Genomic DNA, 23,548 nt, shown 5'->3' on the forward strand with positions numbered 1-23,548 from the left:
CCGTCCTTCACCGTCCAGCGCCGACCGCGCAACACGTGGTCGGCCGGACGCTTACGATCGACCTTCGAACAATGGACTTCAACACGGCGCGCGCCGTCGGAGACACGGACCCCCAGGGGGGGCTTCCAATCTCTGGCAGCGCGCGCCTTCCGGACCGGCGCCCCAGTCAAAAATTTGCGCAGTCAGATAGAACTTTCGGGTTTCATTAAATTTTCCAGACGGGGGGTCCGCCGCCGGGCTTGGACAGGGCGACGATCATGACGGAATGGTGTTCCGGGCTGGTCGATCACCCGGCTTTCTATTCGCGCAACGGCGTCGCCTACATGGTCGCTTCGCACTGGCGGACTGATCTGAAGGCGGACCAGATCGAACACCTGAAGCGCGCGAAGGCGGCGGGCTGTTGCGCGACGTGCGACGTCGCGGCGGCTTCCGTCGAAGGCTTGCTTCGGAAGGTCTTCGGATCGCTTGACGGCGCGGTGATCACGTCGGTTCCGTGCGGACATTCACGCGTTCCCGACTGCTTGGGGAAGCGGCTGGCGCAAGCGGTCGCTTCAGCCATGGGCGTCGAGTTCGTCCAGGTCTGGGAAGACCGCTTCGTGTCGGGTGCCAGTCACCCGAAACAGTTTGCCAACCTTCCCCCGCTGCAATGGCGGGTGAAGCCAAAGGGACGCGTGATCGTCATTGACGACGTGGCGACGTCGGGCTGGCACTTGGAAGAAGCCCTGAACGCCCTTCGAAACGCCGGGCTGGAAGCCTTCGGCATTGCGTGGATAGGGGGACGCCGCCGTGTTGAAGACGACGAAGAAGTCCCCGCGCCCAGATCAATCTTCGGCGGCGGTCGCCGCTGGGGCCGATAGTCGGGGTCGCCATGAAGCGCGGACCTAAGCCCCAGACGGCTGTCACGAAGGCGAAGCGCGGAACACTTCGACCGGATCGGGACGGCGACGGTCCGGTCCAATTGATCACCGCTGGCGATCCGCCGATTGTGCCCAGCTACCTGTCGCCCGCCGCGCAAGAAATCTGGCTGGAAGAAATCAGCCGCGTCATGCTTGCCGGGGTGACGGAACGGGACAGTTCGCTGTTCGCGACATACTGTTCGACGGAAGCGCTGGTCCGCGCCGCCTTCATTGCTGGCGAACCGCCGCCGGCCGCGTATCTCACGGAGCTTCGCCGAATGCGCGAGTTGCTGGGCATTGCGGGGCCGCGCGTCCGTCAGGGGGCGAAGAATGGCGTCACGCAAACCGAAAACCCGTTCGCGCGCAACGGTCGCAAGGTTTGAAAGCGAGTTCGTCCAGATCGCCTTCGACTATGCGTCGGGCGCTGTCGCGGACCGGAAGCGGAAGGAACATTGCGAGTTCGTCCGCCTGGCGGCGAAGCGGTTCCTGTCCGATCTGAAGCGCGCGCGGCGGCGGGACTGCGAGTTCTATTTCAGCGAATGGCACGGGCACGACGTTTGCGACTTCATTGAAAAGTTGCCGCACGTTCAAGGGTCGTGGGACACGCCGACGCTTTCGCTGGAACCGGCGCAAGTCTTCATTCTGGTGAATGTCTTCGCCTTCCGTCGCAAGTCGGATGATCGGCGGCGCTTCACCCGCGCCTATATCGAAGTCGCCCGCAAGAACGCGAAGTCCACGTTGACGGCGGGGATCGTCCTTTATTGCCTCACATGCGAAGGCGAGCTGGGGCCGGACATTGTTGTCGGCGCGACAACCGGCGCCCAGGCTGACAAGGTGTTCAAGCCCGCGAAGCAAATGGTGGACCGGACGTCCGCGCTTCGCGACGCCTTCGCCCTGAAGGCTTGGGCGCGGTCGATCACATGCGGTGACAATGGCGGATCGGTTCAGCCGATCAATTCCAAGTCGTCCACGCAAGACGGGTGGAACCCCTATGTCGGGGTCCTGGACGAACTTCACGCGCACAAGGATCGCGGGCTGTTCGACGTGATCCGGTCCGCCTTCGGTGCCCGGAAACAGCCGCTTATGTGGATGATCACCACGGCGGGCTATAACGTCCGGGGCGTCTGCTATGAACAGCGGACCTTGCTGGCGAAGATACTGAACGGCGCGGTCGAAGCCGATCACTATTTCGGGATCATCTTCACAATCGACCAGGGCGACGATCCGTTCGACGAAGCGAACTGGCGCAAGGCGAACCCCTTGCTGGGCGCGGCGGTCGATCTTTCGGAGTTCCGGGGCTACGCAATCGAAGCGAAGGCCAGCCCTGAAAGCCTTGGCGAATTCCTGACGAAGCGCCTGAACGTCTGGCTGAACGCCGCCAGCGCCTGGCTTTCGGTCGATCAGTGGAAGAAGGCGACGATTGACGGCCTGGGCTGGGACGACTTCCACGGGCTGGAATGCACCGTCGGCGCGGACCTTGCGGACAAGGACGACATAACCGCCGTCGTGCTGATCGGACAGACGGAAGACGGCAAGATTGTCGTCAAGCCGAAGTTCTTCATTCCGGCGGCGGCGCTGATCCGGGAAACCCAAAGCGACACGGGTCAATCGACCTATGGCGTCTGGGCCGGGCACAATGGCGGACCGCCGCTGGACCCTGACGAGCTGGAAGGCTTGCCGCCGCTGTTCGATCTGGACGGCGACGGGAAGCCGATCTGGGACAAGCCGCTGAAGGAATTGCCGCCGGAATGGCAGGGCGACTTGCTCACCACGCCCGGCGATTTTGTCGATCACAACACCGTCGAAATGTTCATTCGCTGGCTGGTCGCAACCCAGTCCGTCCGGAAGATCACCTTCGACCAGTTCGCCGCCGCCCAGCAAATGGCGTCGCGGCTGAACGAAGACCTGGGATCGCCGGACGATCCAATTGCCGCCGTGCTGCATAAGTCGGCCGCGAACGTCACGAACCCGGCGAAGGAACTGGAAGCCCGCGTTCGGGCGAAAGACCCGGCGAAGCACATCGGACACGACGGCAATCCCGTCATGACCTGGATGGTTTCGAACGCGGTAGTCACGCGGCACGTCAACGGGACGATCATTCCGAAGAAGGAAAGCCCGGAAAGCGCCAACAAGATCGACGGGGTGGACGCCATGATCAACGCAATTGCGCCGATTGTCATGGTCGAACCGGACGCCGGTCCCGGAACCCTCGAATACACGGGGCTATAATGGACATTCGGTCGATCTTCACCCGCTGGCTGGAACCGCTGGGCGCTGGCGAAACCGCGCCCAGCGCGCCTTCAGCTTCCAGCGAACTGACCGATCCGGACAGTGACACGTTCTGGATCATGACGGGGACGAAGGGCGGAAGCCGCGTGTCCGTGACGGAGCGTTCGGCTATGACGCTTCCAGCGGTCCTTCACGCGCTGGAAATCCTGACGGGCGTCTTCGCCATGACGCCCATGATCTACTATCGCCGCGAAGCTGACGGGAAGACGCGCGCCGACAATTCGCACCTGTTCACCCTGTTCCATGATCGCCCGAACGACGCCCAGTCGATCTTCCTGTTCAAAGAAGTCTTGCTGGGCGACATGCTTATGGCGGGCGGCTTCGCGAACTTCGTCCACCGCGACGGCATGTTCCGCCCGAAGTCGCTGTCTCGCCTGAACCCGCGCGCTGTTCAGCCCGCCCAGTTCTGGGACCGGACCGACGGGCTGGAACTGTTCTATGACGCCCAGCTTCCCGACGGATCGTCGGGACGCTTCAGCCGGACCGACATTTGGCACGTCCCCGGCTTCAGCCGCGACGGCTTGCTGGGGGTGAACCGGGTCAAGTTGCTGGACGACATGCTGGGATCGGCGGTCGCCGCCGGGGAGTATGCCCGGCATTTCTGGGAGAACAACGCCCAGCCCGCGACGCTGTTGAAAGCGAAGGGCAAGGTCAATCCGGAAGACAAGGCGAAGATCAAGTTTGACTGGAAGCGCATGTTCAGCGGTGCCCGGAAGGCGGGCGAAGTTGCGGTTCTGGATCAGGAAATGGACGCGACGACGCTAGGCGCGACGAACCGGGACAGCCAGTTCGTCGAAGTCCGGGCGTTCAATGTCGTCGAAGTGGCGCGGGCCTTCGGCGTCCCGCCGCACTTGCTCTATGAACTTTCTCGCGCGACCTTTTCAAACATTGAACAGCAGTCGCTGGAATTCATCATGTATTCCATGATGCCGCACTATGAACGGGTCGCCAGCGCGGCGACGCACTACTTCGCGGAACCGGGGCACTTCTTCGAATTCTTGCCGGACGCCTTGCTGAAGGGCGACGTGAAGACCCGCTGGGAAGCCTACAAGGCGGCACGCGAAAGCGGCGCGATGAACGCGGACGAAATCCGCCGCCGCGAAAACTTGCAGCCGATAGGGGGCAAGGCGGGCGAAGAATACTGGCGCCCGGCGAACATGGCCGTGTCCGGCGAACCCAATCCGACTTCCGCGCCGCCGCAACCGTAAGGGGCAATCACATGAACAACCGGGTTCTGGCTGCGATCCGTTCGCAGCCCTGGGCGATTTTGCCCGAATACATGGACGCAATCGAAGCAATTGCTTCGCGCGCCTTCGACAATCCCGCCGTGATCGGCGTCGAGCTGGACGGGCACGCGGACCGCATGGCGGAAGCGATTGCGGAAATGGGCGCACCCTTCCCCGGCGCGCGGTCCGCTGCGATCCGTGACGGCGTTGCCAGCCTTCCGCTGTTCGGTCCGATCTTCCCCCGCGCCAACATGATGACGGAAATGTCGGGCGCGTCTTCGCTGGCAACCCTTGCCGCCGACTTCCGCAAGGTCGAAGCCAGCCCTGAAGTCCGGAACATTCTGATCGTGGCGGACAGCCCCGGCGGGGTGATCACGGACGTCCGCGCGTTCGCGGCGCTGGTCGCCGGTTCGTCGAAGCCGGTGACGGTCTTCGCGTCGGGGCTTTGCTGTTCCGCCGCCTATCACATTTGCAGCCAGGCGACCGAAATTGTCGCGGACCCGTTCGCGCTGATCGGGTCGATTGGCGTGATGATGTCCGGAAGCGTTCAGGAAGCGCCGGACAGCAATGGTGCCCGCGCTGTCCACGTCGTCAGTTCCAACGCGCCCGACAAGCGCGTGGACCTGTCCACGGACGAAGGACAGGCGAAGGTTCGCGAAATGATCGACGGGATCGAAGAAGTGTTCCTGTCCGACGTCGCGCGCGGCCGGAAGGTGCCCGTTTCCACAGTGAAGCGGGACTTCGGTCGCGGCGGAACGAAGTCTGCACGGCAGGCCAAGGAAGCCGGAATGATCGACCGTGTTGAGGCTGGCGGCCTCGCAGCGGTCCTTCAGCGGCTTGCGCGGCCTTCCCGTTCAGCAACGCCAAGGCGGGCCGCTGCGGCGCTTTCCCTCGAAGTTGCGCAAATGCGCGCCGCTTCATTCACCACAGGAGACTGAACTATGCTGCGCATTGCTGCATTGAAGCAAAAGCTGGCGGCCGTCCTTGCCGATATGGACGCCGTGATCGAAGCCGCGACGGACGCCGAAACCGGCGATCCGCGTGATCTTTCGGCGGAAGAACAGACGTCGTTCGACGAACTGAAGGCGCGTGCCGGTGCCCTTCAGGCGTCGATCCGTCGCGAAGAAGAAATGCTGGCGCTGAAGGCGTCGGCGGCTTCGCCCGTGATCCTTCCCGGCGGCACGCCCGGCGCGGGCGGCGGCGGGGTGACTTTCCCCGCCCAGGTCCGCGAACCGACGAAGCCGGGGATCATGATGGCGCGGATCGCCCAAGCGTTCGCCATTGGCGGCGGGGATCAGCGCGCCATGGCAAGCGCCGCCGAACAGCTTTACGGTTCGGAGATGGGGCAGATCGTCGCGAACATGGAGCAGGCGACGAACACGAAGGGCGGGTTCTTGGTGGACACCGCCTATTCGTCGGACTTCATTGACATTCTGCGCCCCCGTGTCGTCATGCGCCAGATGGGGGCACGCACGATCCCGATGCCCGACGGCAACCTGACGACGCGCCGGAAGACCGCCGGGACGAACGCCAGCTACGTCGGCGAACGTGTCCCGGCACCCAAGACGGAAGCGACCGTCGGACAGATCACCATGTCCGCGAAGCGCCTGACGGCGCTGGTCCCGATCACCAATCAGCTCATTCGCCGGGCGTCCCTGAACGTCCAGATGATGATCAGGGACGATCTGGTCGAAGGCGTGTCGCGCCGTGAAGATCAGCAGTTTCTTCGCGGGGTCGGATCGGCAACCGCGCCGACGGGCCTTCGCAACCTGATCGCCGCCGGGAACGTGATCGCCGCGAACGCGACCGTGAACCTGGTCAACGTCACGAATGATCTGGGCAAGCTGCGGCTGGCGGTGCTGAACGCCAACATTCCCATGACCCAGTGCGGCTATATCATGTCGCCCCGGACGTTGCTGTTCCTGGAAAACCTCCGCGACGGCAACGGGAACAAGGCGTTCCCGGAAGTCGCCGAAGGGCGGCTGGGGATTTACCCGATTGGCGTCACCACGTCGGTCCCGGACAACCTCGGCGCGGGCACCAATCAGTCGGAAATCTACTTCGGCGACTTCGCCCAGTTCATGATCGGCGACACGGAACAGATCGCAATCGCGGCTTCCGACGTTGCCGCCTATGACGACGGCGGGACGATGCGCGCGGCGTTCAGCAATGACGAAACTGTCGTCCGTCTGATCGCCGAACACGACACCCAGGTCCGCTATGACACCGCCTTCGCGGTTCTGACCGGCGTCACCTGGGCCATGTGATCCGACACTGGCGGGACTGGGGCATAATCGCTTCAGCCCCGCCACTGGTTTAAATCCGATCCAAGGGGAAATCCCATGAAAGCAGTCAAGTTTCTCATGCCGTTCATTGTCGGCGCGCTTTACAATGAAGGCGAAGTCGCGGGCTTCGAAGACGCCGTTGCGGACGATCTGATCGAACGCAAGATCGCCGAACCTGTGAAGGCGGCGAAGGCGAAGACGGACGAACCTGTCGATCCCGCCACGCTGGACGACGCCGCGCTGGACAAGCTGATCGCCGCCGAAAAGGTGAAGGTCGTCGACGGGGCGGATCGTGCCGCGAAGATCGAAGCGGTTCTGGCGGCGCGCAAGAAGTAACGCCGCCCAATCTCTCCCTGAACTAGCGGTCGCCTTGCCCGTTCGCGGGTCTGGCGGCTGCGCCTTTTCGGAAGGCGCGACATGACAATAACAACCCGCGACCAGATCATTTCCGCGCTGGCGAACAATGCAAGCCGGATCGTTCTGGACAAGGCGAACATCGCCGCGCAAGTCGCCGGGCAATATGCTTCCATGTGGCGCGCAACCGGAACGCCGGGACAGGGTGCCATTCCCGGCGCGGCGGAAGTCTGCACAAAGGCAATGACGGGGGCTATCCCCTTTGCCAATCAGACGTCGCCCAATCAAAGCCTACTGGCCTGGCTCTGGGCGGTATGCAGCAACAACGCCCAAGCGCTCGAAATCCATGATCGGCTTGCGCACATGGGCGGACTGAACCTTTCCGTGACGACGCCGCAAACCGTCGGCGTGGACGTTCAGACGCTTGGCGTAGCAGCGGCGCGGATCGGCGCGGCAAACTTCACTGATCTTCAATGGTGGTATGAAGTCTATACGGCGGGCGGCGCTACGGCTTCGAACGCGACGTTCAATGTCACTTTCGACGACGGATCGACCGGAAACCTGAACCTGTTGCCCGTTGGCGGGACGCTGGCGGCAAGCCGCCTGTTTTCGCTGGACGCGTTGCGCACCGCTGGACAGCAGGGGCGCACGATCCGGGGCGTCAATTCCGTCACCTTATCGGCTTCGACCGGCGCGGCTGGAAGCGCGGGGATCACCGTCACCCGTCCGCGCACGACGCTTCCCATGCCTCTGGCGAACTTTTCGAACGTAGCGGACTGGGCACAGCTCGGATTGCCCGACATTCCGAACGACGCCTGTCTGTTCCCGATCATCCTTCCCAGCACCACGTCCACCGGCACGCTTCGCGGGGGCGGGAAGATCGTCCACGGCTAGAGAGGTGAAACACCATGCCCCAGATTGACAACTTCAACGGAACGGCTGGCGATATTCTGACCGCGCCCGCCATCAATCTTTACCCGATCATCCCGGACGACACGAACCCGCTGCCCGTGGTGCCCCGCTACATCTGGGTTGGGACCGCCGGGGACGTCGTGCTGCGCGGGCTGGGATCGGACGGGGACGTGGTGCTGAAGAACTGCCCGGCGGGCGGTTACATCTACGCCCGGTGCTCGCACGTCCGGGCCACCGGAACGACCGCCGCCCACCTTGTCGCCTGCGCATGACGCGCGCCCTATCGACCATTCAGCGAAGGTTTGACTATGCCCCAGATCGACAACTTCAACGGCGTTGCCGGTGACTTTCTGATCGCGTCTTCCATCAACCCCTATGCGATTGTGCCGCACGACACGGACCCGCTGCCCGTGGTGCCCAAGGCCATCTACATAGGAACCGGCGGAGATGTCACCCTTCGCGGGATCGGCGCCGACGCGGACGTGACGCTGAAGAACCTGGTCAGCGGTCAGGAAATCTGCATCCGCGCATCGCACGTTCGGGCGACCGGCACGACGGCGGGCGATCTGGTCGCCCTCGCCTGACTATGCCGCCGACGCCCGCCGACGAAGCCAAGGCGCGCAAGTTGGCGAATTATGACAGGCAGATCGAACAGCTAGAACGCAAGCTGGACAAGATCGTCGAACACCGCCGGAATTTCATCGCCGACTGGCGCGGGCTGGGCGCGTCGGTCAATCTTCCCGACAAGTTCGATCCGCTGCGCGCCGTCGAAGACTGGCTGATCAAATACGGCGTGTCCCCTGCCGAGTTCGGGCGGACATATTTCAACGATCCGCGCTTCGTGTTCGATCTGCGCAAGGGGCGAAAGCTAAGGGAACTGAACCTTCGAAGGGTTCGGCATATCACCTGCAAGCCCCCAAGGAAGGCGTGAACATGGCAGACAGGCTTTCCGCCACGATAGGGCAAGGGTCCGCGCGACTGCCCCAGAACTTCACCCTGTCCGCCGGGGCGGGCCTGATCCTGAAGGTGACAGTCTTCGACGACGCCGGGAACCCGGTTCCGCTTGCCGGAACCCAGTCCGTGATCTGGACGCTGGCGCGGACCCCGCGAAGCGCGACGGTTCTGACGAAGGCGCTGGGCGACGGGGTGACGGTCGCCACGGCGGACGCTGGACTGGGCGGCGCGAATTGCGGACGGCTGGACGTCCGGATCGACGCGGCGGATAGCCTGGAGCTAGACGGCGAGTATTTCCACGACTGCCGCCTGATCGACGCCGCCGGGGACGCGTCCCGCATTTTCTACGGTCGCGGGTTCATCGCGCCCGGATTGTCCTGACAGGGGGAAGCGCCATGCGGCAAGGGACCATTGTCACGGTCAAGCCCGACGGGCACCCGCTTTCCGTGTTCGAAGCCAAGCGCCAGCTTCGGATCGAACCGGAAGACACGGATCAGGACGATCATGTCGCCGACTTGTGCGCCGCCGCCCATCGCAAGATCGAACGCGAACTGGGCTATCCGATCCTTCTTCAGACGAGGGAAACGCACCTGTCGCACTTCCCGCGCGGGCCGATCTGGCTGGGCGGCGGGGACAGCCCTTCGGTCCTGTCGATCCTTTATCGCGACACGGCGAACGCGGTCCAGACGCTGGACCCCGCGAAGTATGCCGTGGACGCCGTGTCGCGCGTCGCCCAAGTCTATCCCGCCCCTTCGACGACATGGCCGTCCACGGTGAACACGCCCAGCGCCGTCGTCGTCCAATGGCGCGCGGGCTGGGAAAAGCCTTCGGACGTGCCGGAAGACCTGATCCACGCAATGAAGTTGCTTGTCGGGCACTGGGACCAGAACCGCGAAGCCGTCGTCGTCGGGACCATTTCGTCGGAAGTGCAAATGGCGCTGGACGACTTGCTGTTCCAGTTCCGCCTTCCGTTCGTCGCCTGAAGGGAACCGCCATGAACAGCATTTCCCTTCGGATCGGCGAAGCAATCGCGGGCCTAATCCTTAACGGCGTCGGGCCGGACGACTTGCTGGCGCGGTCCGGGGATGCCGGTTCGTGTTGCACGAAGGCGGACGAACTGCCGATCCAGTTCCCGTTCGGTCAAGCCGGGCTGGGGCACGACTTGGAAATCACCTTCCCCATGCCATGCGCGGGCTTCCCTGAAGCCGCCCGGCTGTCCGAAGTGATCCGCGCGCGGCTGGACAGCCGGATCGAAGAAGACGCAATCGCGGTTCCGGGACACCTGATCATGGAAGCGGCGATCACGTCGCAAGCGGTCCACCTGGACCGAGTTCGCCAGATCGCCTTCCTTCGCTACCGCGTCGCGGCAAAGACGATCCTGGAACAGTAAATGCGGCTGGGACGGCTGAACAAGCGGATCATGATCCGCCGGGCTTCTGCGCCCACGCGGAACGCCATGAACGAACCCGTCGAAGTCTGGGCGGACTTCGGATCGTTCATGGCTGAACAGGTCCAGCAACGTCCGACGGAAAGTTGGAAGGGCGGGCAAACCGCCGCCCAAGTCGAACGCGTCTGGCGGGTGCGCTGGACCGCCCGGACCGCCAGCATTTCGCCCAGCGACCGCCTTGTCTGCGATGGCCGGGAATTTCAGATCATCGGCGTCACGGAAATCGGCCGGCGCGTCGGGATCGAAATTGTCGGGATCGCCTATTCCGAAGAAGGACTGAACGCATGAAGGTCAAGACGCTGATCCCGCACATGAACGGCTATGGCGACAAGTTCGAAAAGGCGAAGGGTGATGAATATGACGTCCCCGATGTCCACGCCGGACCGCTGATCGCCGCTGGTCTGGTTGAAGACCCTGAAGCGCGCCCGCCTCGCCCGGCGCGTCGCCGGTCGAAGAAGCCCGCGTCCCCGCCGCCGGTCGATCCGCCGTCGTCGGATCAGGCTGAAGCGCCCGCTGGCGGCAATGACGGGGCGGGTTAAGATCGAAGGGCTGCGCGAACTGGAAGACGCGCTTGCCAAACTGCCAAAGGCCACGGGGAAGAACGTCCTGAAGCGGGTGCTGCTAAAGGCGGCGGAACCGATAGAGGCGGACGCCGCCGCCGCCGCGCCGGAAATGTCCGGTCGCCTTCGACGCGACGTAACCACAGGGACGCGCTTGACGCGTCGCCAAGCCGCCATGAACCGCAAGCTGGGCAAGTCCGAAGTCGAAGTTCATGTCGGCGTGAAAGACCCGGCGGGCGTCCAGAACGAATTCGGGAACGAGCATCAGCGCGCCCAGCCCTTCATTCGCCCCGCTTGGGACGCAAACAAGGAAGGCGCGCTGGAAACGATCAGTTCGGAACTGGGCACTGAAATCGAGAAAGCGGCGGCGCGCGTAGCACGACGGGCGGCGAAGCGTGCGCGCAACTGATCCGGGGGCGACATGGAAGACGCATTGACCGCCCGCTTGCTGGCGACCCCGGCGCTGTCCGCGCTTGTCGGCAACCGGATCACCTGGGGCGAACGGGTGAAAAAGGAACCCTTGCCCGCAATTACCATGCTGGGCGTGTCGCCGGGCCGGAACTACGTCCACGGCGGCGCTGATCCGACGGGCAACCCGCGCATTCAGTTCGATTGCTATGGCGCGAACAGCGCCCAAGCCAAGGCGGTCGCGGACGCGCTGATCGCCACGCTGGAAACCCGCGCGACCGTCGGCGGGATCGCCTTCAGCGTCGCCTTGCTGGACGCCGAACGTGGTCCGCTGATTGAAGACGTCGGCGGGGGACTGAAGGTCCACCGCTACAGTCTGGACTTCATTGTCTGGTTTTCACCCGCCGCCTGAAAATCAGTTCGCTTCCCGGCGGCATTCAACAAAGGAGACTGAACTATGGCCGGAAAGCATGGCTTCGGCGCGAAGTTCTTCATCGGCAATCCGACAACGCTTCTGGAAATTTCGGACGTCATGTCCGTGACGCCCCCCAGCCCGACGGTCGAGACAATCGACACGACGGTTCACGGTTCGGCTGGCGGCGTCCGCGAATTCATCGCCGGGCTGATCGAAGCGGGCGAAGGGTCGATCCGCGTCAACTGGCTTCCCGGAAGCGCATCCGACACGGCTTTGACCGGCGCGTTGCTCTCGCGTTCGGTGCGACCGTGGAAGATCAATGTTCCCGCCGCAACCGCTTCGCGGGACTTCACCGGCAATTGCGTCGTCACGGGTTACGAAAAGGACGACGTGGTGATCGACGACAAGATGACGGCGGTTCTCACCTTCAAGGTTTCGGGCCAGATCACTGAGGCGGCCGGCACATGATGCGGCAAAGCGACGGCGTGACCTTCGAAGCCGCTGGCAAGTCGTGGACCGTCCGGCTGGACGCCCGCGCGTGGATCGAAGTCGAAGACGCAACCGGGCTGGGCCTGAACGACGCCGCCCAGGCGATCATGAACAAGGGGTCTTTCAAGACCGTCTGCATGTGCATGATGGCCGGGCTTCGTCACCAGGACGCCGGGATCACCTTTGACACGGTACTGAACCTTGCCAGTGAAATCGGTAACGAACGCTTGCTGACTATCGTCGGCGAAGCGCTTGCGGCCTCATTCCCGTCGGCGAAGTCGAAACTGGGAAACGCGCTGAAGGACCAGATCGCCACGGCGACGGATCAGGCGGCTGGGACTGGTATCAGCTCCTAAGCCTATGGGCTGAAGCCGGGTTCGATCCGGACAGTTTCTGGCGGCAAACTCCCCGCACGCTGGACGCTATCCTTTCGGGATACGTCCAGCGGCGGAAGATCGAACACGAACAGGCGCTGTCTGTCGCGTGGCACGTCGAAGCCTTCGCCCGAATGAAGAAGCTGCCCACGCTGGAAAAGGTGCTCGGGCGGACGGAAGCCCGCGTCCCCGCTTCGCAGTCCAATGACGAAATTCTGGCGGCAATGCGTGCGTGGGCGGCGATCAGCCAGCAAACCGCACATGATCCGGGAACCGGAGAGGGGACGACATGAGTGGATCACTGATCGGCGCGCTTCGCGTCACGCTCGGCATTGATACCGCCGCCTTCGAACAGGGGCTAGGCGCTGCGCAAAAGAAGCTGAACACGGCTGGCGCGACCATGCAAGCCTTCGGTTCGCGACTGACCGGGATCGGGCAAACCATGTCCGTCGCCGTCACCGCGCCGCTGGTCGCGTTCGGCGTGTCGGCAGTCCAAGCCGCAAACGAAAGCGCCGCCGCCCTGGCGCAAGTCAACGCCGCACTGGACAGCATGGGGCCGGTCGCCGGGAAGACCAGTGAACAGCTTCAGAAAGCGGCTGAAGACCTTCAGCACCTGTCCACGTTCGACGACGACGACATTCTGAAGTCCGTCACCGCGAACATGCTGACGTTCGGCAATATCAGCGGGGAAGCGTTCGACCGCGCCCAGCTTGCCGTCGTGAACTTGTCCGCCCGCATGGGCACGGATTTGCAGTCGGCGACATTGATGATCGGCAAGGCGCTGAACGATCCGGTCAAGGGTCTGGCGGCGCTGGGGCGCGCGGGCATTCAGTTCACCGCCGATCAGAAAGCCTTGATCAAGAGCCTGGTCGAAGGCGGCGACGCGGCTGGCGCGCAAGCGATCATGCTGACGGAACTGGAACGCCAGTTCGGCGGCGCTGCCAAGGCGGCACGCGACGCCGCGCCGGGGTCCGATACGGTTGACGCCTGGCGCGAGTTTCAGGAAACCGTCGGGGCGATCATTGTTCAGGTTCTTCCGCCCCTCACGGATATTCTGACGGGCGTCCTTGACAGCTTCAACAATCTGTCCCCCGCCACACAAGGCTTCGTTGTCGGCTTCGCCGCTGTCGCGGCGGCCGCCGGTCCCGTTCTGATGATCGTCGGAAGCCTTGTGTCCGCCGCCGGTTCGCTGACAATCGCCTTCGCCCCCGCGATTGCAGCGGCCGGCGGCGTCGGGGCCGCGCTTGGCGCCGCCGCCCTTGCCGCCGCGCCGTTCGTCGCGGCTGGCGTTGCTGTTGCCGCCGCATGGTATGCCTTCGGCGACAAGATCGGTCCGGTTCTGGAAGCCCTGAAGACGAAGTTCCAGGAAGTGCTGGGACCGAAACTTCAGTCCCTTTTCAACACCGTGAAGACGACACTGACGGACCTTTGGAACGGTCCGTTCGGCGAAGCGATCCGCGTGGTGATCGACGTTCTGGGCGACTTCGGTGCGGCCTATACGTCGGTTCTGGGGGAAGTCCTTCTTCGCATCCTGTCGGCGCTTGTGACGGCGGTCGAAAACAGCTTCCGGATCATCGGAGACGTGTTCCGGGTGATCGGTGCCTTGCTTCGCGGCGACTTCGCCGGGGCATGGAATGCGGTCAAGGAACTGGTTTCGAATGTCGTGAACGGCTGGATCGCCGTCCTGAACAGCCTTGCTCCTGAAGCGGTCGCAGCGATCCGCGCGCTGGTCGCCGGGGTTCAGGAATGGATCGGTCGCCGCCTGACGGCGGTCTGGGACAAGGCCAAGGAAGTCATTCAGTCGCTAGGCGACAAGTTCAAATGGCTTTGGGACGTAGTGGTGGGAAACAGCTATGTCCCCGATCTGTTCGACGGCATTCAGCGCGAAGCACGCCGCTTCATGCCGGAATTCGTCACCCCGCTTATGTCGGGGATCGACGCGGTTGCCGGTTCCTTCGCAGGGCTGGACTTCACCATGCCGCCCTTGTCCGTGCCTGACTTCCAACCGCCCGCCAATGACAACCCAGGCCAAGACGAAAGCGGCGTTCTACTTCCGGGCAATGATCCCGCGTCCGACATGCGCGAAGCCTTCCGACGGTCTTTCAGCGACGGGATCAAAGCGGCGCTGGACGGCGATCTGAAGGGCTTCTTCCAGAGCTGGTTCGAAGGCGCGGGCAACCGGGCAATGGAAAACATCCTGAACGCGGCGTCGGACGCCCTGTTCGACTTGCTCACGAAGGTTCTGGGCGGGGCCGGGGGCGCTGGAAGCGGCGATCTGGGAAGCGTCTTCACGTCGGTCTTTTCGTCGATCTTTGGACGCGCCAGTGGCGGACCCGTGCTGGCGAACAAGCCCTATATCGTCGGCGAAAAGCGCCCGGAACTGTTCGTCCCCAGCACGTCCGGACGGATCGTCCCGAACATGAACGAGCTGGGGCGGCGCGGCGCGAACGACGGCTTGCCGCCGTCCATGAGCTTCAACTTCTACGGACCCGTCACGAACCCGCAGGAAGTGCGCCGTTCCGCCGCCCAGGCTGGCGCGCATTTGCTGCGCATTTCGGCGGCTGGCAAGCGCGGGGTTTGATCGTGGACTTCGACAACATTGCCTTCCCCGGCGCTATCTCGCTGAACAGCGTCGCCGGTCCGGAGTTTTCGACCGACGTCACGGAAACGGCTGGCGGGTTCGAAAAGCGCAATCAGAACTGGTCCGGCGCACGGCTGCGCTTCAACGTCGCGACGGGCGTCCGCACGGAAGCGGACTATGAAGTGATCCTGAATTTCTTCTATGGGCGTGCCGGTCGTGCCCGCGCCTTCCGTTTCCAAGACTGGTCCGACTTCAAGTCGTGCCCGATCAGCGCCAACCCCTTGCACGACGATCAGGTTTTGGGCGTCGGCGACGGCGCAAACCAGTTCTTCCAGCTTCAGAAATCCTATGTTTCCGGGCCTGTCACCTATGTCCGGAAGATCACCCGCCCCGTCGTCGGGACGGTGAAGATCGGGCTGGGCGGGATCAATCAGCCGGGCGGCTGGATCGTCAATCACGACACGGGCCTGATCACCTTCACGACGCCGCCCGCGCCGGGGATCGCCGTGTCGGCGGGCTTCGAATTCGACGTGCCCGCGCGCTTCGACATTGACCGGCTGGAACCTGTCCATCTGTTCCGGGGCGCGGTCGAACTTCCCGAACTGCCAATCCTGGAAATCCGGGAATGAGCCGCTTCGTTCGCTATCCCAAGCCTGGCGCGACCGGCACGATCCGCCGGTTCGAACCGGCCTATTGGACCGTCGATTTTCCGATTGCCATGATGGCGACCGTCGTCACGACGGGTCCGAATTCGCTGCGCATGAAGGCGCTGTTCCGCACTAACCGCGACCTTATGGGGCTGATCTGGGAAGTCGAAGACCGCGACGATCATGGTGCCTATGCCTATCCGCGACGGAAGGACTATCGCGGGTGCGTGCTGGAATTTGACTGGGCGTCGTCGGGCATTCGCCCCATGGACCGGCTTCAGTCCGTGACGCTGACTGTCGAGACATTCAGCAGCGGCACGCACTTCATTCGCATCTGGAATTACAAGACGTCCGGCACGCCGGACAATTGCCATGTCCGGATCGTCTTCGACGAAACAACGCTTTCCGGCTTCTTCGCGGACACGAACGTCCCCTGGGGGGACGTGAAGCGCATGTTCATTTCGCTTCAGCCGCTGGCGGCTGGGCGGGGGAACTGTTCGCTTGCCGCCCCGGCGGCGCCGGGTGCGTCGTCGATCACGCTGAACGTCGGCGACGGCGGACCGATCACGCCGGGGGCGAAGGTCTTCATTCTGGGTTCCAGCTTCGACGTGCCCGCCTACACGGTGACGTCCACGACGGCCGGCGCGGTCCAGACAGTTTCGATCACCCCGCCGATCAGCACGACGGGCGGCTTCAGCATCGCCGCCGGGGCGGAAGCCTTCGTCCAGACGGCGACGGACGAACAGATCGGCGAAAGCCCTGCCCAAGTGGACATTTCGAATATCAGCGTCACCGGGCCGAACAGCACGCTTCCCATGTTGACGACGCCGCAACCGGCGCACGCGCTTCGCATGACGGACGGGTTCGACAACGCCTACCCCTTCAGCCCGGAACGGCTGGTCGAACAGGTTCACGCGCTGGGGTATCGGGGGCCGTATGTCCTCTATATGGGGATCAGCAAGTTCCATTCGCTTTCGTGGAACGCGGGCGAAGCGCGCTATGTCGTCGATCCGGCGAAGCCCAAGCTGAACGCGCCGACGGTGCAATGGCTGGAAGAATTCTTCGCCCGCCTTCACGCGAAGGGCTTCACGATCATCATTTCCGTGTCGTTCGAAATCCTTGCCCAGTTCATGCCGACGCCATGGAAACAGCGCGACGCGCTGGGCAATGAAGCGCAAACCGGCTGGGAACCGCCGTCGTCCCTGATCGCCCCGACGAACACGGACGGGCTGGTCTATCTTCGCGACGTCTTTCTAGAGGCGCTGGAACTTCTTCCGGCTGGTGCCGCGAAACATTTCCAGATCGGCGAACCGTGGTGGTGGGACGGAAGCTATGGATCGAACGCGCCGCATATCTATGACGCGACGACGGAAGCCGCCTATGTGGCGGCGACCGGACAAGCGGTCCCGACGCCGCGCCTGACTTCGGTCTTCGGACAGCCAGCCCCGGCGCAACTGCCCTATCTGGAATGGTGCCGGGATCAGCTTGGCGTCGCCACCCAATACCTTCTTTCCGCGCTGAAGGGCGTATTTGCCCCGGACCGCGCGCCGGAAATCGACCGCCACTTCCGGGGCGGGGCGGACGGCTGGGACAATCTTCAGGCGGGCGTGATCGAGACAGCCGCCTATTTCGGCGACACGACGGGCACGCCGCAAAGCTATTTGCTGGTCTTCACCCCGCAAATTCTTCGCGGCGACGCGCCTATGCTGCGAACCCTGAACTTCCCGGAAGCCGCTTGGAAATTCCCCGCCTTCGACGTCCTTCAGATCGAAGACTATGACAAGGTTGTCGAAGGGGACTATGCCTTCACGGACCTGACTTGGAAGCTGGCGACGACGGTCCTTCAATATCCGAAGGACCAGATTGATTATTTCGCGGGCTTCAACCTGTTGCCGTCCACGACATGGATCTGGTTCAACACGGACAAGGCGATCTGGCGGGCCTTTCGCGAAGCGCCGAAGGACGTCTATGTCTGGTCGCGCGAACAAGTCATGCGCGACGGCTGGCTGTTCGACGAACAGTCGTGGAAGGTCTATCCCGCCGTCACCCGCCTTGCCCAGTGCTGGCGGATCGAGCGGACCGACGGGGTGACGCAAGCCTTCACGTCGTTTGACAAGCCGCTGATCGTGGACGGGATCACCTATCGCCCGGCGAACAGCTTCAGCGCCTCGCAACTGGCGTCCGACACGGACATGTCCGTCGCCGACGTCGAATTGCTGGGGGCGCTGGACAGCGACGACATTCAGGCGGCGGACCTGTTGGCGGGGGTCTATGATCACGCCGAAGTCGAACTGTTCCTGGTGGACTGGGGCGATCTGTCGCTTCCCCGGACAATCGTCCGGCGCGGCTGGATCGGCACAATCAGCCAGGCGGGGATCGCCTTCCGCGCCGAACTTCGCGGGCTGGGGCAACGCATTCAGCAACCCGTGATTGACAGCTATTCGGCGGAATGCCGGGTCGATCTGTTTTCCGGCAAGTGCGGCGCGAACCGTGCGGCCTTCGCGGTCGCCGCGACCGTCACGGCATTGACCGACGGGGCGCTGGGCGTCGCGTCTGACAATCGGGTCTTCTTCGCGTCGTCGCTGGGACAGCCGCCGGGCTGGTTTGACTATGGGGAAATCTGGTGGACCGGCGGCAACAATGCCGGGCGCAAGACCGAAGTCCGATCCTTCGCGGGCGGGCGCATCGAGCTATGGGAACCCATGGGGCTGGACATTGCCGTCGGCGACACTTTCACGATCCACGCCGGTTGCGACAAGTCTTTCGCGACCTGCAAGGCGAAGTTCAACAATGTGCTGAACTTCCGGGGGGAACCGCACGTCCCCGGCAATGACGCCATGCTTCGCTATCCGGACCCGAAAGCGTGACGGTATCGCGGGACCAGATCGTCGCCGCCGCGCGCGGCTGGCTGGGAACCCCGTTCCACCATCAAGGGCGGGTCAAAGGGGCGGGGGTCGATTGCGCGGGCGTGATCGTGGAAGTCGCCCGCGAACTGGGCGTCGGCGACGTGGACGTTCGCGGCTATGGGCACCGCCCGGACAGCCGGGAACTGGAACAACTTTGCCGCGAACACATGACGCCGGTCGCGCTTCAGGACGCGGCGGCGGGCGACGTCTTGCTGATCATGATCGACAACGCTCCCCAGCACCTGGCGTTCCAGACGGCAATCGGCGGCGAACGGGGAATGCTGCATTCCTACGCCCCTGCCCGGCGTGTCGTCGAACACCGGATTGATCAGCACTGGGCGGACCGGATCGTCGCCGTCTTCGAATTGCCGGGGGTCGAATAGTGGCAACTCTTGTTCTTTCCGCCGTCGGCACGCTGATCGGCGGTCCGCTGGGCGGATCAATCGGCGCGGCGCTGGGGTCGATGATCGACCAGGCGCTGTTCGCGCCGACGTTCAAGTCTGAAGGTCCACGGCTGGGCGATCTGACGGTTCAGGCGTCGTCCTATGGGAACCCGATCCCGCGCATCTTCGGACCGGAAAACCGGATCGCTGGCAATGTGATCTGGTCCACCGGCCTGGTCGAAACGAAGACGACGAAGAAGCAGGGCGGCAAGGGCGGCGGCGCGAAGACCGAAACGACGTCCTATGCCTATCACGTCGATTGCGCCATTGCCCTTTGCCGGGGACCGATTGCGGGGGTGAAGCGCATCTGGGCGGACGGGAAGCTGTTCCGCGACGAAAATGGCGTCCAGAAACAGGCGAGCGCGCTTCGCATCTACACCGGCACGGAAACCCAAATGCCGGACCCGACAATGGAAGCCGCGCTGGGCGCGGGCAATTGCCCGGCGCACCGGGGGCTTGCCAATGTCTTCTTCGACCGGCTGGAGCTGGGGGACTTCGGCAACCGCATTCCGAACTTCACCTTCGAAATTGAGGCGCATTCGTCGGCGACGGTCGCAACCGTGATCGAAGAACTATGCGACGCGGCGAACGTGCCCTTCCTGGACGCGGCGCGGGCCGACTATTTGGACCTTCGCGGCTATAACATTGCGCGCGCGGCGACCATTCGAAGCGTGCTGGACCCCTTGCGCGCGGCCTATTTCTTCGACGCGTCGGAGATCGAAGGCGAATTGCAGTTCTTCCCGTCGGACAGCACGCCGGTCGCCAAGGTGCCCCGCGAAGACCTGGGCGCGCACGAATTCGGAACGGATCGCCCGCCGGACTATGAAGTCACCCGGACCGCCGACATTGAACTTCCGCGCCAGATCATGGTCCAGCACCTGGACCCGTCGCGCGACTATCAGCCGAACAGCCAGCGCGCCCGGCGAAGCGCCACGAACAGCGACGCGGACATATCCGTGGAACTGCCGATCGTGCTTGCCGGGGACGACGCCAAGGCAATCGCCGAACGCATGATGTCCATGCAATGGATCGGGCGGGACGGGTTCACCTATCAGCTTCCGATTGACTATCTTCACGTCGAACCGGGACACAAGATCGTCGTCGGGCACGACGACGGGAAGGATCGTGTCGTCCGCGTCGCCCGCCGGGAACTTCGCCTTCCGGGTTCCTTGCTGGTCGAATGCAAGACCGACGGCGCGGCGGTGCTTTCGAAGGGGGCGACCGCTGCCCCGGCGCTTGTGCCCACGCAAGCCGTCAACCTTCCCGGTCCGACGACGGCGCACATTCTGGACTTGCCGATCCTTCGCAACGCGGACGACGTGTCGGGCTTCTATGTCGCCGGGGCCGGTGCCTCGCCCGGCTGGCGCGGCGCGGTCTTCTTCCGGTCGCGCGACGGCGGCGTGAACTATGACAGCTTCGCCGATCTGATCGACGGCGCGGTGATCGGCACGACGAACGGCGCGCTGGGCGCGGGAACCCCGGAATTCTGGGACGAAGCGAACAGCGTCACCGTCACCATGCTGAACCCGGCGGACACGCTGGAAAGCGTCACAAGCCTTCAGGTTCTGAACGGCGCGAACGCCGCCGTGATCGGCGGGGAAATCGTCCAGTTCCGCAACGCCACGCTGGTCGCGCCGGGGCAATACCGGCTGGACGGCTTGCTTCGCGGGCGCAAGGGGACCGAAGACCAGATCGCCGGGCACGCGCCGGGCGAACGCTTCGTGCTCTTGACCGGCGGCGGCATCTATCGCCCGGAACTGGAAGCCGGTGAAATCGGGATCGCGCGGTTCTACCGGGCGGCTTCCGTCGGGACGAACGTGTCCGACGCGCCGCCGTTCAGCTTCACGCATTCGGGACGCTGGGCGAAGCCCTATGCCCCGGCGCATGTCCGGGGAACCCGCAACGGCGCGGGCGATCTGGCGCTGGCGTGGATCAGGCGAACCCGGCTGGAAGACCCTTGGGCGGACGGCATTGACGCGCCGCTGGGCGAAGCGACGGAAGCCTATGAAATCGACATTCTGGACGGCGGCGGCGCGGTGAAGCGCACGCTGTCCAGCGCAACGCCGACGGCGATCTATCCGGCGGCGGACCAGATCGCCGACTTCGGAAGCGCCCAGGCTGCAATCCAGGTCCGGGTCTACCAGATCAGCGCCCGCGTCGGGCGCGGCTTGCCAACGGAGAAGACGCTTTGACCGACACGCCGAAGATGGCCCTTCCCTACATCGCCACGGGGCAAGCGCAAAAGGAAGTGACGCACAATGAAGCACTGAACCGGCTGGACGCCATGATCCAGCCCGTCGTCGTGAACAGCACCACGTCCGCGCCGCCGGGATCGCCGACGGACGGACAGGCGTGGATCGTCGCGGCCGGCGCGACCGGGGCATGGGCGGGCAAGGTCGGACAGATCGCCGCATGGTTTGGCGGTTGGCAGTTCTTCACGCCCGCCGACGGCTGGTCCGTCTGGGACGCGGCGCTGGGGCGGCGGATCACGTTCGACGGCACGAACTGGGGCGACGACAAGCCAGCGATCCAGACGCCCACGCTGGGGCTTGGCTGGATCGGCTATGGCGGCGGCTATGGAAGCCCGCGCTACTCGAAGACGCCCGACGGGCGGGTCACGCTTGAAGGGCTTATGCAAGCCGGGACAGACGGGACCGTCTTCACCCTACTTCCGGGCTATCGCCCGGCGGATCGCCTCATGTTCGCTTGCTGGTCCGGCGGCGGTGCCTACCGGGTGGACGTGGACCCGAACGGCGCGGTGATCGTGACGGGATCGAACGCGGTCTTCAGTTCCCTTTCCGGCATTTCCTACTTTGCGGCTTAGGCGCAATGAACAGAAACAGATCAAGCACTTGGGCGGGGGCAATCAGAATGCTTTCATGGATTGAACCCATTGCCGCGAAATACACATGGATATGGATCGGGCTGACGTTCGGCTTCGCGGCAAAGTATGCCTTGCTGATCAAGCGCGGGGTCAAGGTCCGCCCGATCCTGATCCTTGCCGATTTGCTGTTGCTGCCCATGGTCGCGCTGATCGCCTATTCGGTCGCGCATCAATTCGGCGCGACCGGCGAAGCGGCTGCATTGCTGACAGCGCTGGGAACCGTCGGCGCGGATCGACTGGTCCAGTTCTACATGGACCGCTTCTTCGCCCAGATCGAACGGGCTGAAAAACCGGCGCCGGGTCCAGACGAACCCGGCAACTGATCGCCGCGCCCGGCACGTCGGGCCTTTCCCTGGAGAAACCACCATGTCCTATTCGCTCGGCGCGGCTTCGCGCCGCGAGCTTGCTGGCGTTCACCCGCGCCTTGTCGCCGTCGTGGAACGTGCGATCACCTACACGTCCCAGGACTTCACCGTCTTCGACGGGCTGCGCACGGAAGCCGAACAGCGCGAGATTGTCGCGCGCGGGGCTTCGCGGACCATGAATTCCATGCACCGCAAACAGGCGGACGGGTTCGGCCATGCGGTCGATCTGGTCCCGTGGATCAATGGCAAGCCCCGCTGGGAGTGGAAGCCGATCTTCCAGATCACCGTCGCGGTGAAGCGCGCGGCGGACGAACTGGGCGTCCGGCTTCGCTGGGGCGGCGTCTGGGACCGCGCGCTGGCGGACCTTCCCGGCGACGCGGCTGGGATCGAACAGGCCGTGAATGCCTATGTTTCCCGCCGCCGCGCCATGGGCAAGACCGCCTTCATTGACGGTCCGCACTTCGAACTTGCCCGATAGGAGCGCGGCGCGATGCAATGGATCACGGGGCTGTCCAAGCTGGGCAAGGCAATCGCGGCGCTGATCGTGCTGGCGCTGGCGATCTGGGCGTTCTTCTTCGTGCGCGGCCTGTTCGTCGGCGATCTGGCGACGAAGGCCAAGCTGGGCACGGAACAGGCCGGGGCGGCGCTGGAAAGCGGCAAGGACGCGGTGAACACCGTCGGCGACGCCCAGCGCCGGGACGAAGCAACCGACAAGAAAGTGGAAGGAACCCAGAATGACGTCAATCGCGCGACTGACGGCGCTGGCGCTGATCGTGCCGGCCGTGACGGCTTGTGTCTCAACTTCGGTATTTGCCCCGACGACTGACTGTTCGGCGCTGGTCCCCGCCGAATGGCGGCAAGGCGTGCCGAACGCCGCCGCGCCTGCCCCGGCGGACAATGATCTGGACCGGCTGAAGGGCTGGATCAATTTCGGGATCGCCCAGACGGGACAGCTCGAAAAGGCGAACAGCCGGACCGGCGACGCCATGGGCATTGTCGAACGCTGCGAAGCCCGCGACCGCGCGGCGGTCCGGCGGTCCCGTCCGAAGTTCCTGGGGCTGTTCTGACAGCCGCCATTCTCCCTTGCCTTATGCCGTTTGTTCCTGTTATGTT

31 protein-coding genes are annotated in these 23,548 nt (G+C 64.0%); all 31 read left to right on the top strand.

What is annotated here, in order from left to right:
* Positions 1-257: 257 nt before the first annotated feature.
* The gene (locus AX708_RS06255; RefSeq protein ID WP_067489704.1) at positions 258-857 is read left to right on the top strand and encodes a phosphoribosyltransferase; all 600 of its coding nucleotides are present in this window, start codon (positions 258-260) and stop codon (positions 855-857) included.
* Between the two features lie 101 nt (positions 858-958).
* Positions 959-1,279, top strand: a complete 321-nt coding sequence (locus AX708_RS06260) for a hypothetical protein (RefSeq protein WP_197425922.1) — start codon at positions 959-961, stop codon at positions 1,277-1,279.
* Positions 1,227-3,125 carry a terminase large subunit gene (locus AX708_RS06265; protein WP_066526664.1) on the top strand — a complete coding sequence of 633 codons (1,899 nt, stop codon included), beginning with the start codon at positions 1,227-1,229 and terminating at the stop codon, positions 3,123-3,125. The genes AX708_RS06260 and AX708_RS06265 overlap by 53 nt, the downstream gene beginning before the upstream one ends.
* Positions 3,125-4,393, top strand: coding sequence for a phage portal protein (locus AX708_RS06270; RefSeq protein ID WP_197425923.1), 1,269 nt, complete (start codon positions 3,125-3,127; stop codon positions 4,391-4,393). Before AX708_RS06265 ends, AX708_RS06270 begins: the two co-directional genes overlap by 1 nt.
* 11 nt (positions 4,394-4,404) lie before the next feature.
* A complete protein-coding gene (locus AX708_RS06275; RefSeq protein WP_066526667.1) occupies positions 4,405-5,349 on the top strand; it encodes a S49 family peptidase in 945 nt (314 codons plus the stop codon).
* Positions 5,350-5,352: 3 nt separating this feature from the next.
* The gene (locus tag AX708_RS06280) at positions 5,353-6,678 is read left to right on the top strand and encodes a phage major capsid protein (protein WP_066526672.1); all 1,326 of its coding nucleotides are present in this window, start codon (positions 5,353-5,355) and stop codon (positions 6,676-6,678) included.
* Between the two features lie 75 nt (positions 6,679-6,753).
* On the top strand, positions 6,754-7,032 hold the full coding sequence (locus tag AX708_RS06285; RefSeq protein ID WP_066526674.1) for a hypothetical protein: 279 nt from the start codon (positions 6,754-6,756) through the stop codon (positions 7,030-7,032).
* 81 nt (positions 7,033-7,113) lie between these two features.
* Positions 7,114-7,944 carry a hypothetical protein gene (locus tag AX708_RS06290; protein ID WP_066526676.1) on the top strand — a complete coding sequence of 277 codons (831 nt, stop codon included), beginning with the start codon at positions 7,114-7,116 and terminating at the stop codon, positions 7,942-7,944.
* Positions 7,945-7,958: 14 nt separating this feature from the next.
* A complete protein-coding gene (locus AX708_RS06295) occupies positions 7,959-8,234 on the top strand; it encodes a hypothetical protein (protein WP_066526682.1) in 276 nt (91 codons plus the stop codon).
* 36 nt (positions 8,235-8,270) lie between these two features.
* Entirely contained in the window at positions 8,271-8,546 is a 276-nt protein-coding gene (locus tag AX708_RS06300) for a hypothetical protein (RefSeq protein WP_197425924.1), read from the top strand.
* A 2-nt stretch (positions 8,547-8,548) separates the two neighbouring features.
* Positions 8,549-8,893: a hypothetical protein gene (locus tag AX708_RS06305; protein ID WP_066526686.1), complete on the top strand. Its 345-nt coding sequence runs from the start codon at positions 8,549-8,551 to the stop codon at positions 8,891-8,893.
* Between the two features lie 2 nt (positions 8,894-8,895).
* Positions 8,896-9,297: a hypothetical protein gene (locus AX708_RS06310; RefSeq protein WP_066526688.1), complete on the top strand. Its 402-nt coding sequence runs from the start codon at positions 8,896-8,898 to the stop codon at positions 9,295-9,297.
* 14 nt (positions 9,298-9,311) lie between these two features.
* Positions 9,312-9,899: a phage head-tail connector protein gene (locus tag AX708_RS06315; protein WP_066526689.1), complete on the top strand. Its 588-nt coding sequence runs from the start codon at positions 9,312-9,314 to the stop codon at positions 9,897-9,899.
* An 11-nt stretch (positions 9,900-9,910) separates the two neighbouring features.
* Positions 9,911-10,306, top strand: a complete 396-nt coding sequence (locus AX708_RS06320; protein WP_066526694.1) for a hypothetical protein — start codon at positions 9,911-9,913, stop codon at positions 10,304-10,306.
* Positions 10,307-10,336: 30 nt separating this feature from the next.
* Positions 10,337-10,651 carry a head-tail adaptor protein gene (locus AX708_RS06325; protein ID WP_255357979.1) on the top strand — a complete coding sequence of 105 codons (315 nt, stop codon included), beginning with the start codon at positions 10,337-10,339 and terminating at the stop codon, positions 10,649-10,651.
* Positions 10,648-10,902 (top strand): hypothetical protein, encoded by a 255-nt coding sequence (locus tag AX708_RS06330; RefSeq protein WP_066526699.1) that lies wholly within the window; start codon positions 10,648-10,650, stop codon positions 10,900-10,902. The genes AX708_RS06325 and AX708_RS06330 overlap by 4 nt, the downstream gene beginning before the upstream one ends.
* A complete protein-coding gene (locus AX708_RS06335) occupies positions 10,886-11,332 on the top strand; it encodes an HK97-gp10 family putative phage morphogenesis protein (RefSeq protein WP_066526700.1) in 447 nt (148 codons plus the stop codon). The genes AX708_RS06330 and AX708_RS06335 overlap by 17 nt, the downstream gene beginning before the upstream one ends.
* 24 nt (positions 11,333-11,356) lie before the next feature.
* The gene (locus AX708_RS06340; RefSeq protein ID WP_197425926.1) at positions 11,357-11,743 is read left to right on the top strand and encodes a DUF3168 domain-containing protein; all 387 of its coding nucleotides are present in this window, start codon (positions 11,357-11,359) and stop codon (positions 11,741-11,743) included.
* A 45-nt stretch (positions 11,744-11,788) separates the two neighbouring features.
* The gene (locus tag AX708_RS06345; RefSeq protein WP_066526705.1) at positions 11,789-12,214 is read left to right on the top strand and encodes a phage tail tube protein; all 426 of its coding nucleotides are present in this window, start codon (positions 11,789-11,791) and stop codon (positions 12,212-12,214) included.
* Positions 12,211-12,591, top strand: a complete 381-nt coding sequence (locus AX708_RS06350) for a hypothetical protein (protein ID WP_066526706.1) — start codon at positions 12,211-12,213, stop codon at positions 12,589-12,591. The genes AX708_RS06345 and AX708_RS06350 overlap by 4 nt, the downstream gene beginning before the upstream one ends.
* A 152-nt stretch (positions 12,592-12,743) precedes the next feature.
* The gene (locus AX708_RS20320) at positions 12,744-12,902 is read left to right on the top strand and encodes a hypothetical protein (RefSeq protein ID WP_156443293.1); all 159 of its coding nucleotides are present in this window, start codon (positions 12,744-12,746) and stop codon (positions 12,900-12,902) included.
* Complete coding sequence (locus AX708_RS06355) at positions 12,899-15,190, top strand: phage tail length tape measure family protein (protein ID WP_066526710.1); 2,292 nt, start codon at positions 12,899-12,901, stop codon at positions 15,188-15,190. The genes AX708_RS20320 and AX708_RS06355 overlap by 4 nt, the downstream gene beginning before the upstream one ends.
* A 2-nt stretch (positions 15,191-15,192) precedes the next feature.
* Positions 15,193-15,819, top strand: coding sequence for a DUF2460 domain-containing protein (locus AX708_RS20790; RefSeq protein WP_066526712.1), 627 nt, complete (start codon positions 15,193-15,195; stop codon positions 15,817-15,819).
* Positions 15,816-18,704, top strand: a complete 2,889-nt coding sequence (locus AX708_RS06365) for a DUF2163 domain-containing protein (RefSeq protein ID WP_066526717.1) — start codon at positions 15,816-15,818, stop codon at positions 18,702-18,704. The genes AX708_RS20790 and AX708_RS06365 overlap by 4 nt, the downstream gene beginning before the upstream one ends.
* Positions 18,701-19,126: a C40 family peptidase gene (locus tag AX708_RS06370; RefSeq protein ID WP_066526721.1), complete on the top strand. Its 426-nt coding sequence runs from the start codon at positions 18,701-18,703 to the stop codon at positions 19,124-19,126. Before AX708_RS06365 ends, AX708_RS06370 begins: the two co-directional genes overlap by 4 nt.
* Positions 19,126-21,378: a phage tail protein gene (locus AX708_RS06375; protein ID WP_066526724.1), complete on the top strand. Its 2,253-nt coding sequence runs from the start codon at positions 19,126-19,128 to the stop codon at positions 21,376-21,378. Before AX708_RS06370 ends, AX708_RS06375 begins: the two co-directional genes overlap by 1 nt.
* Complete coding sequence (locus AX708_RS06380; RefSeq protein ID WP_066526727.1) at positions 21,375-22,010, top strand: DUF2793 domain-containing protein; 636 nt, start codon at positions 21,375-21,377, stop codon at positions 22,008-22,010. Before AX708_RS06375 ends, AX708_RS06380 begins: the two co-directional genes overlap by 4 nt.
* Positions 22,011-22,141: 131 nt before the next feature.
* Positions 22,142-22,393, top strand: coding sequence for a hypothetical protein (locus AX708_RS06385; RefSeq protein ID WP_156454537.1), 252 nt, complete (start codon positions 22,142-22,144; stop codon positions 22,391-22,393).
* Positions 22,394-22,436: 43 nt separating this feature from the next.
* Positions 22,437-22,913, top strand: a complete 477-nt coding sequence (locus AX708_RS06390) for a M15 family metallopeptidase (RefSeq protein WP_066526731.1) — start codon at positions 22,437-22,439, stop codon at positions 22,911-22,913.
* A 12-nt stretch (positions 22,914-22,925) separates the two neighbouring features.
* Positions 22,926-23,261 (top strand): hypothetical protein, encoded by a 336-nt coding sequence (locus AX708_RS06395; protein ID WP_066526734.1) that lies wholly within the window; start codon positions 22,926-22,928, stop codon positions 23,259-23,261.
* Between the two features lie 37 nt (positions 23,262-23,298).
* On the top strand, positions 23,299-23,502 hold the full coding sequence (locus tag AX708_RS06400) for a hypothetical protein (protein WP_066526739.1): 204 nt from the start codon (positions 23,299-23,301) through the stop codon (positions 23,500-23,502).
* Positions 23,503-23,548: the final 46 nt, after the last annotated feature.

This window comes from Erythrobacter sp. CCH5-A1, assembly GCF_001557115.1.
In the GTDB taxonomy this organism is placed as follows: domain Bacteria; phylum Pseudomonadota; class Alphaproteobacteria; order Sphingomonadales; family Sphingomonadaceae; genus Erythrobacter.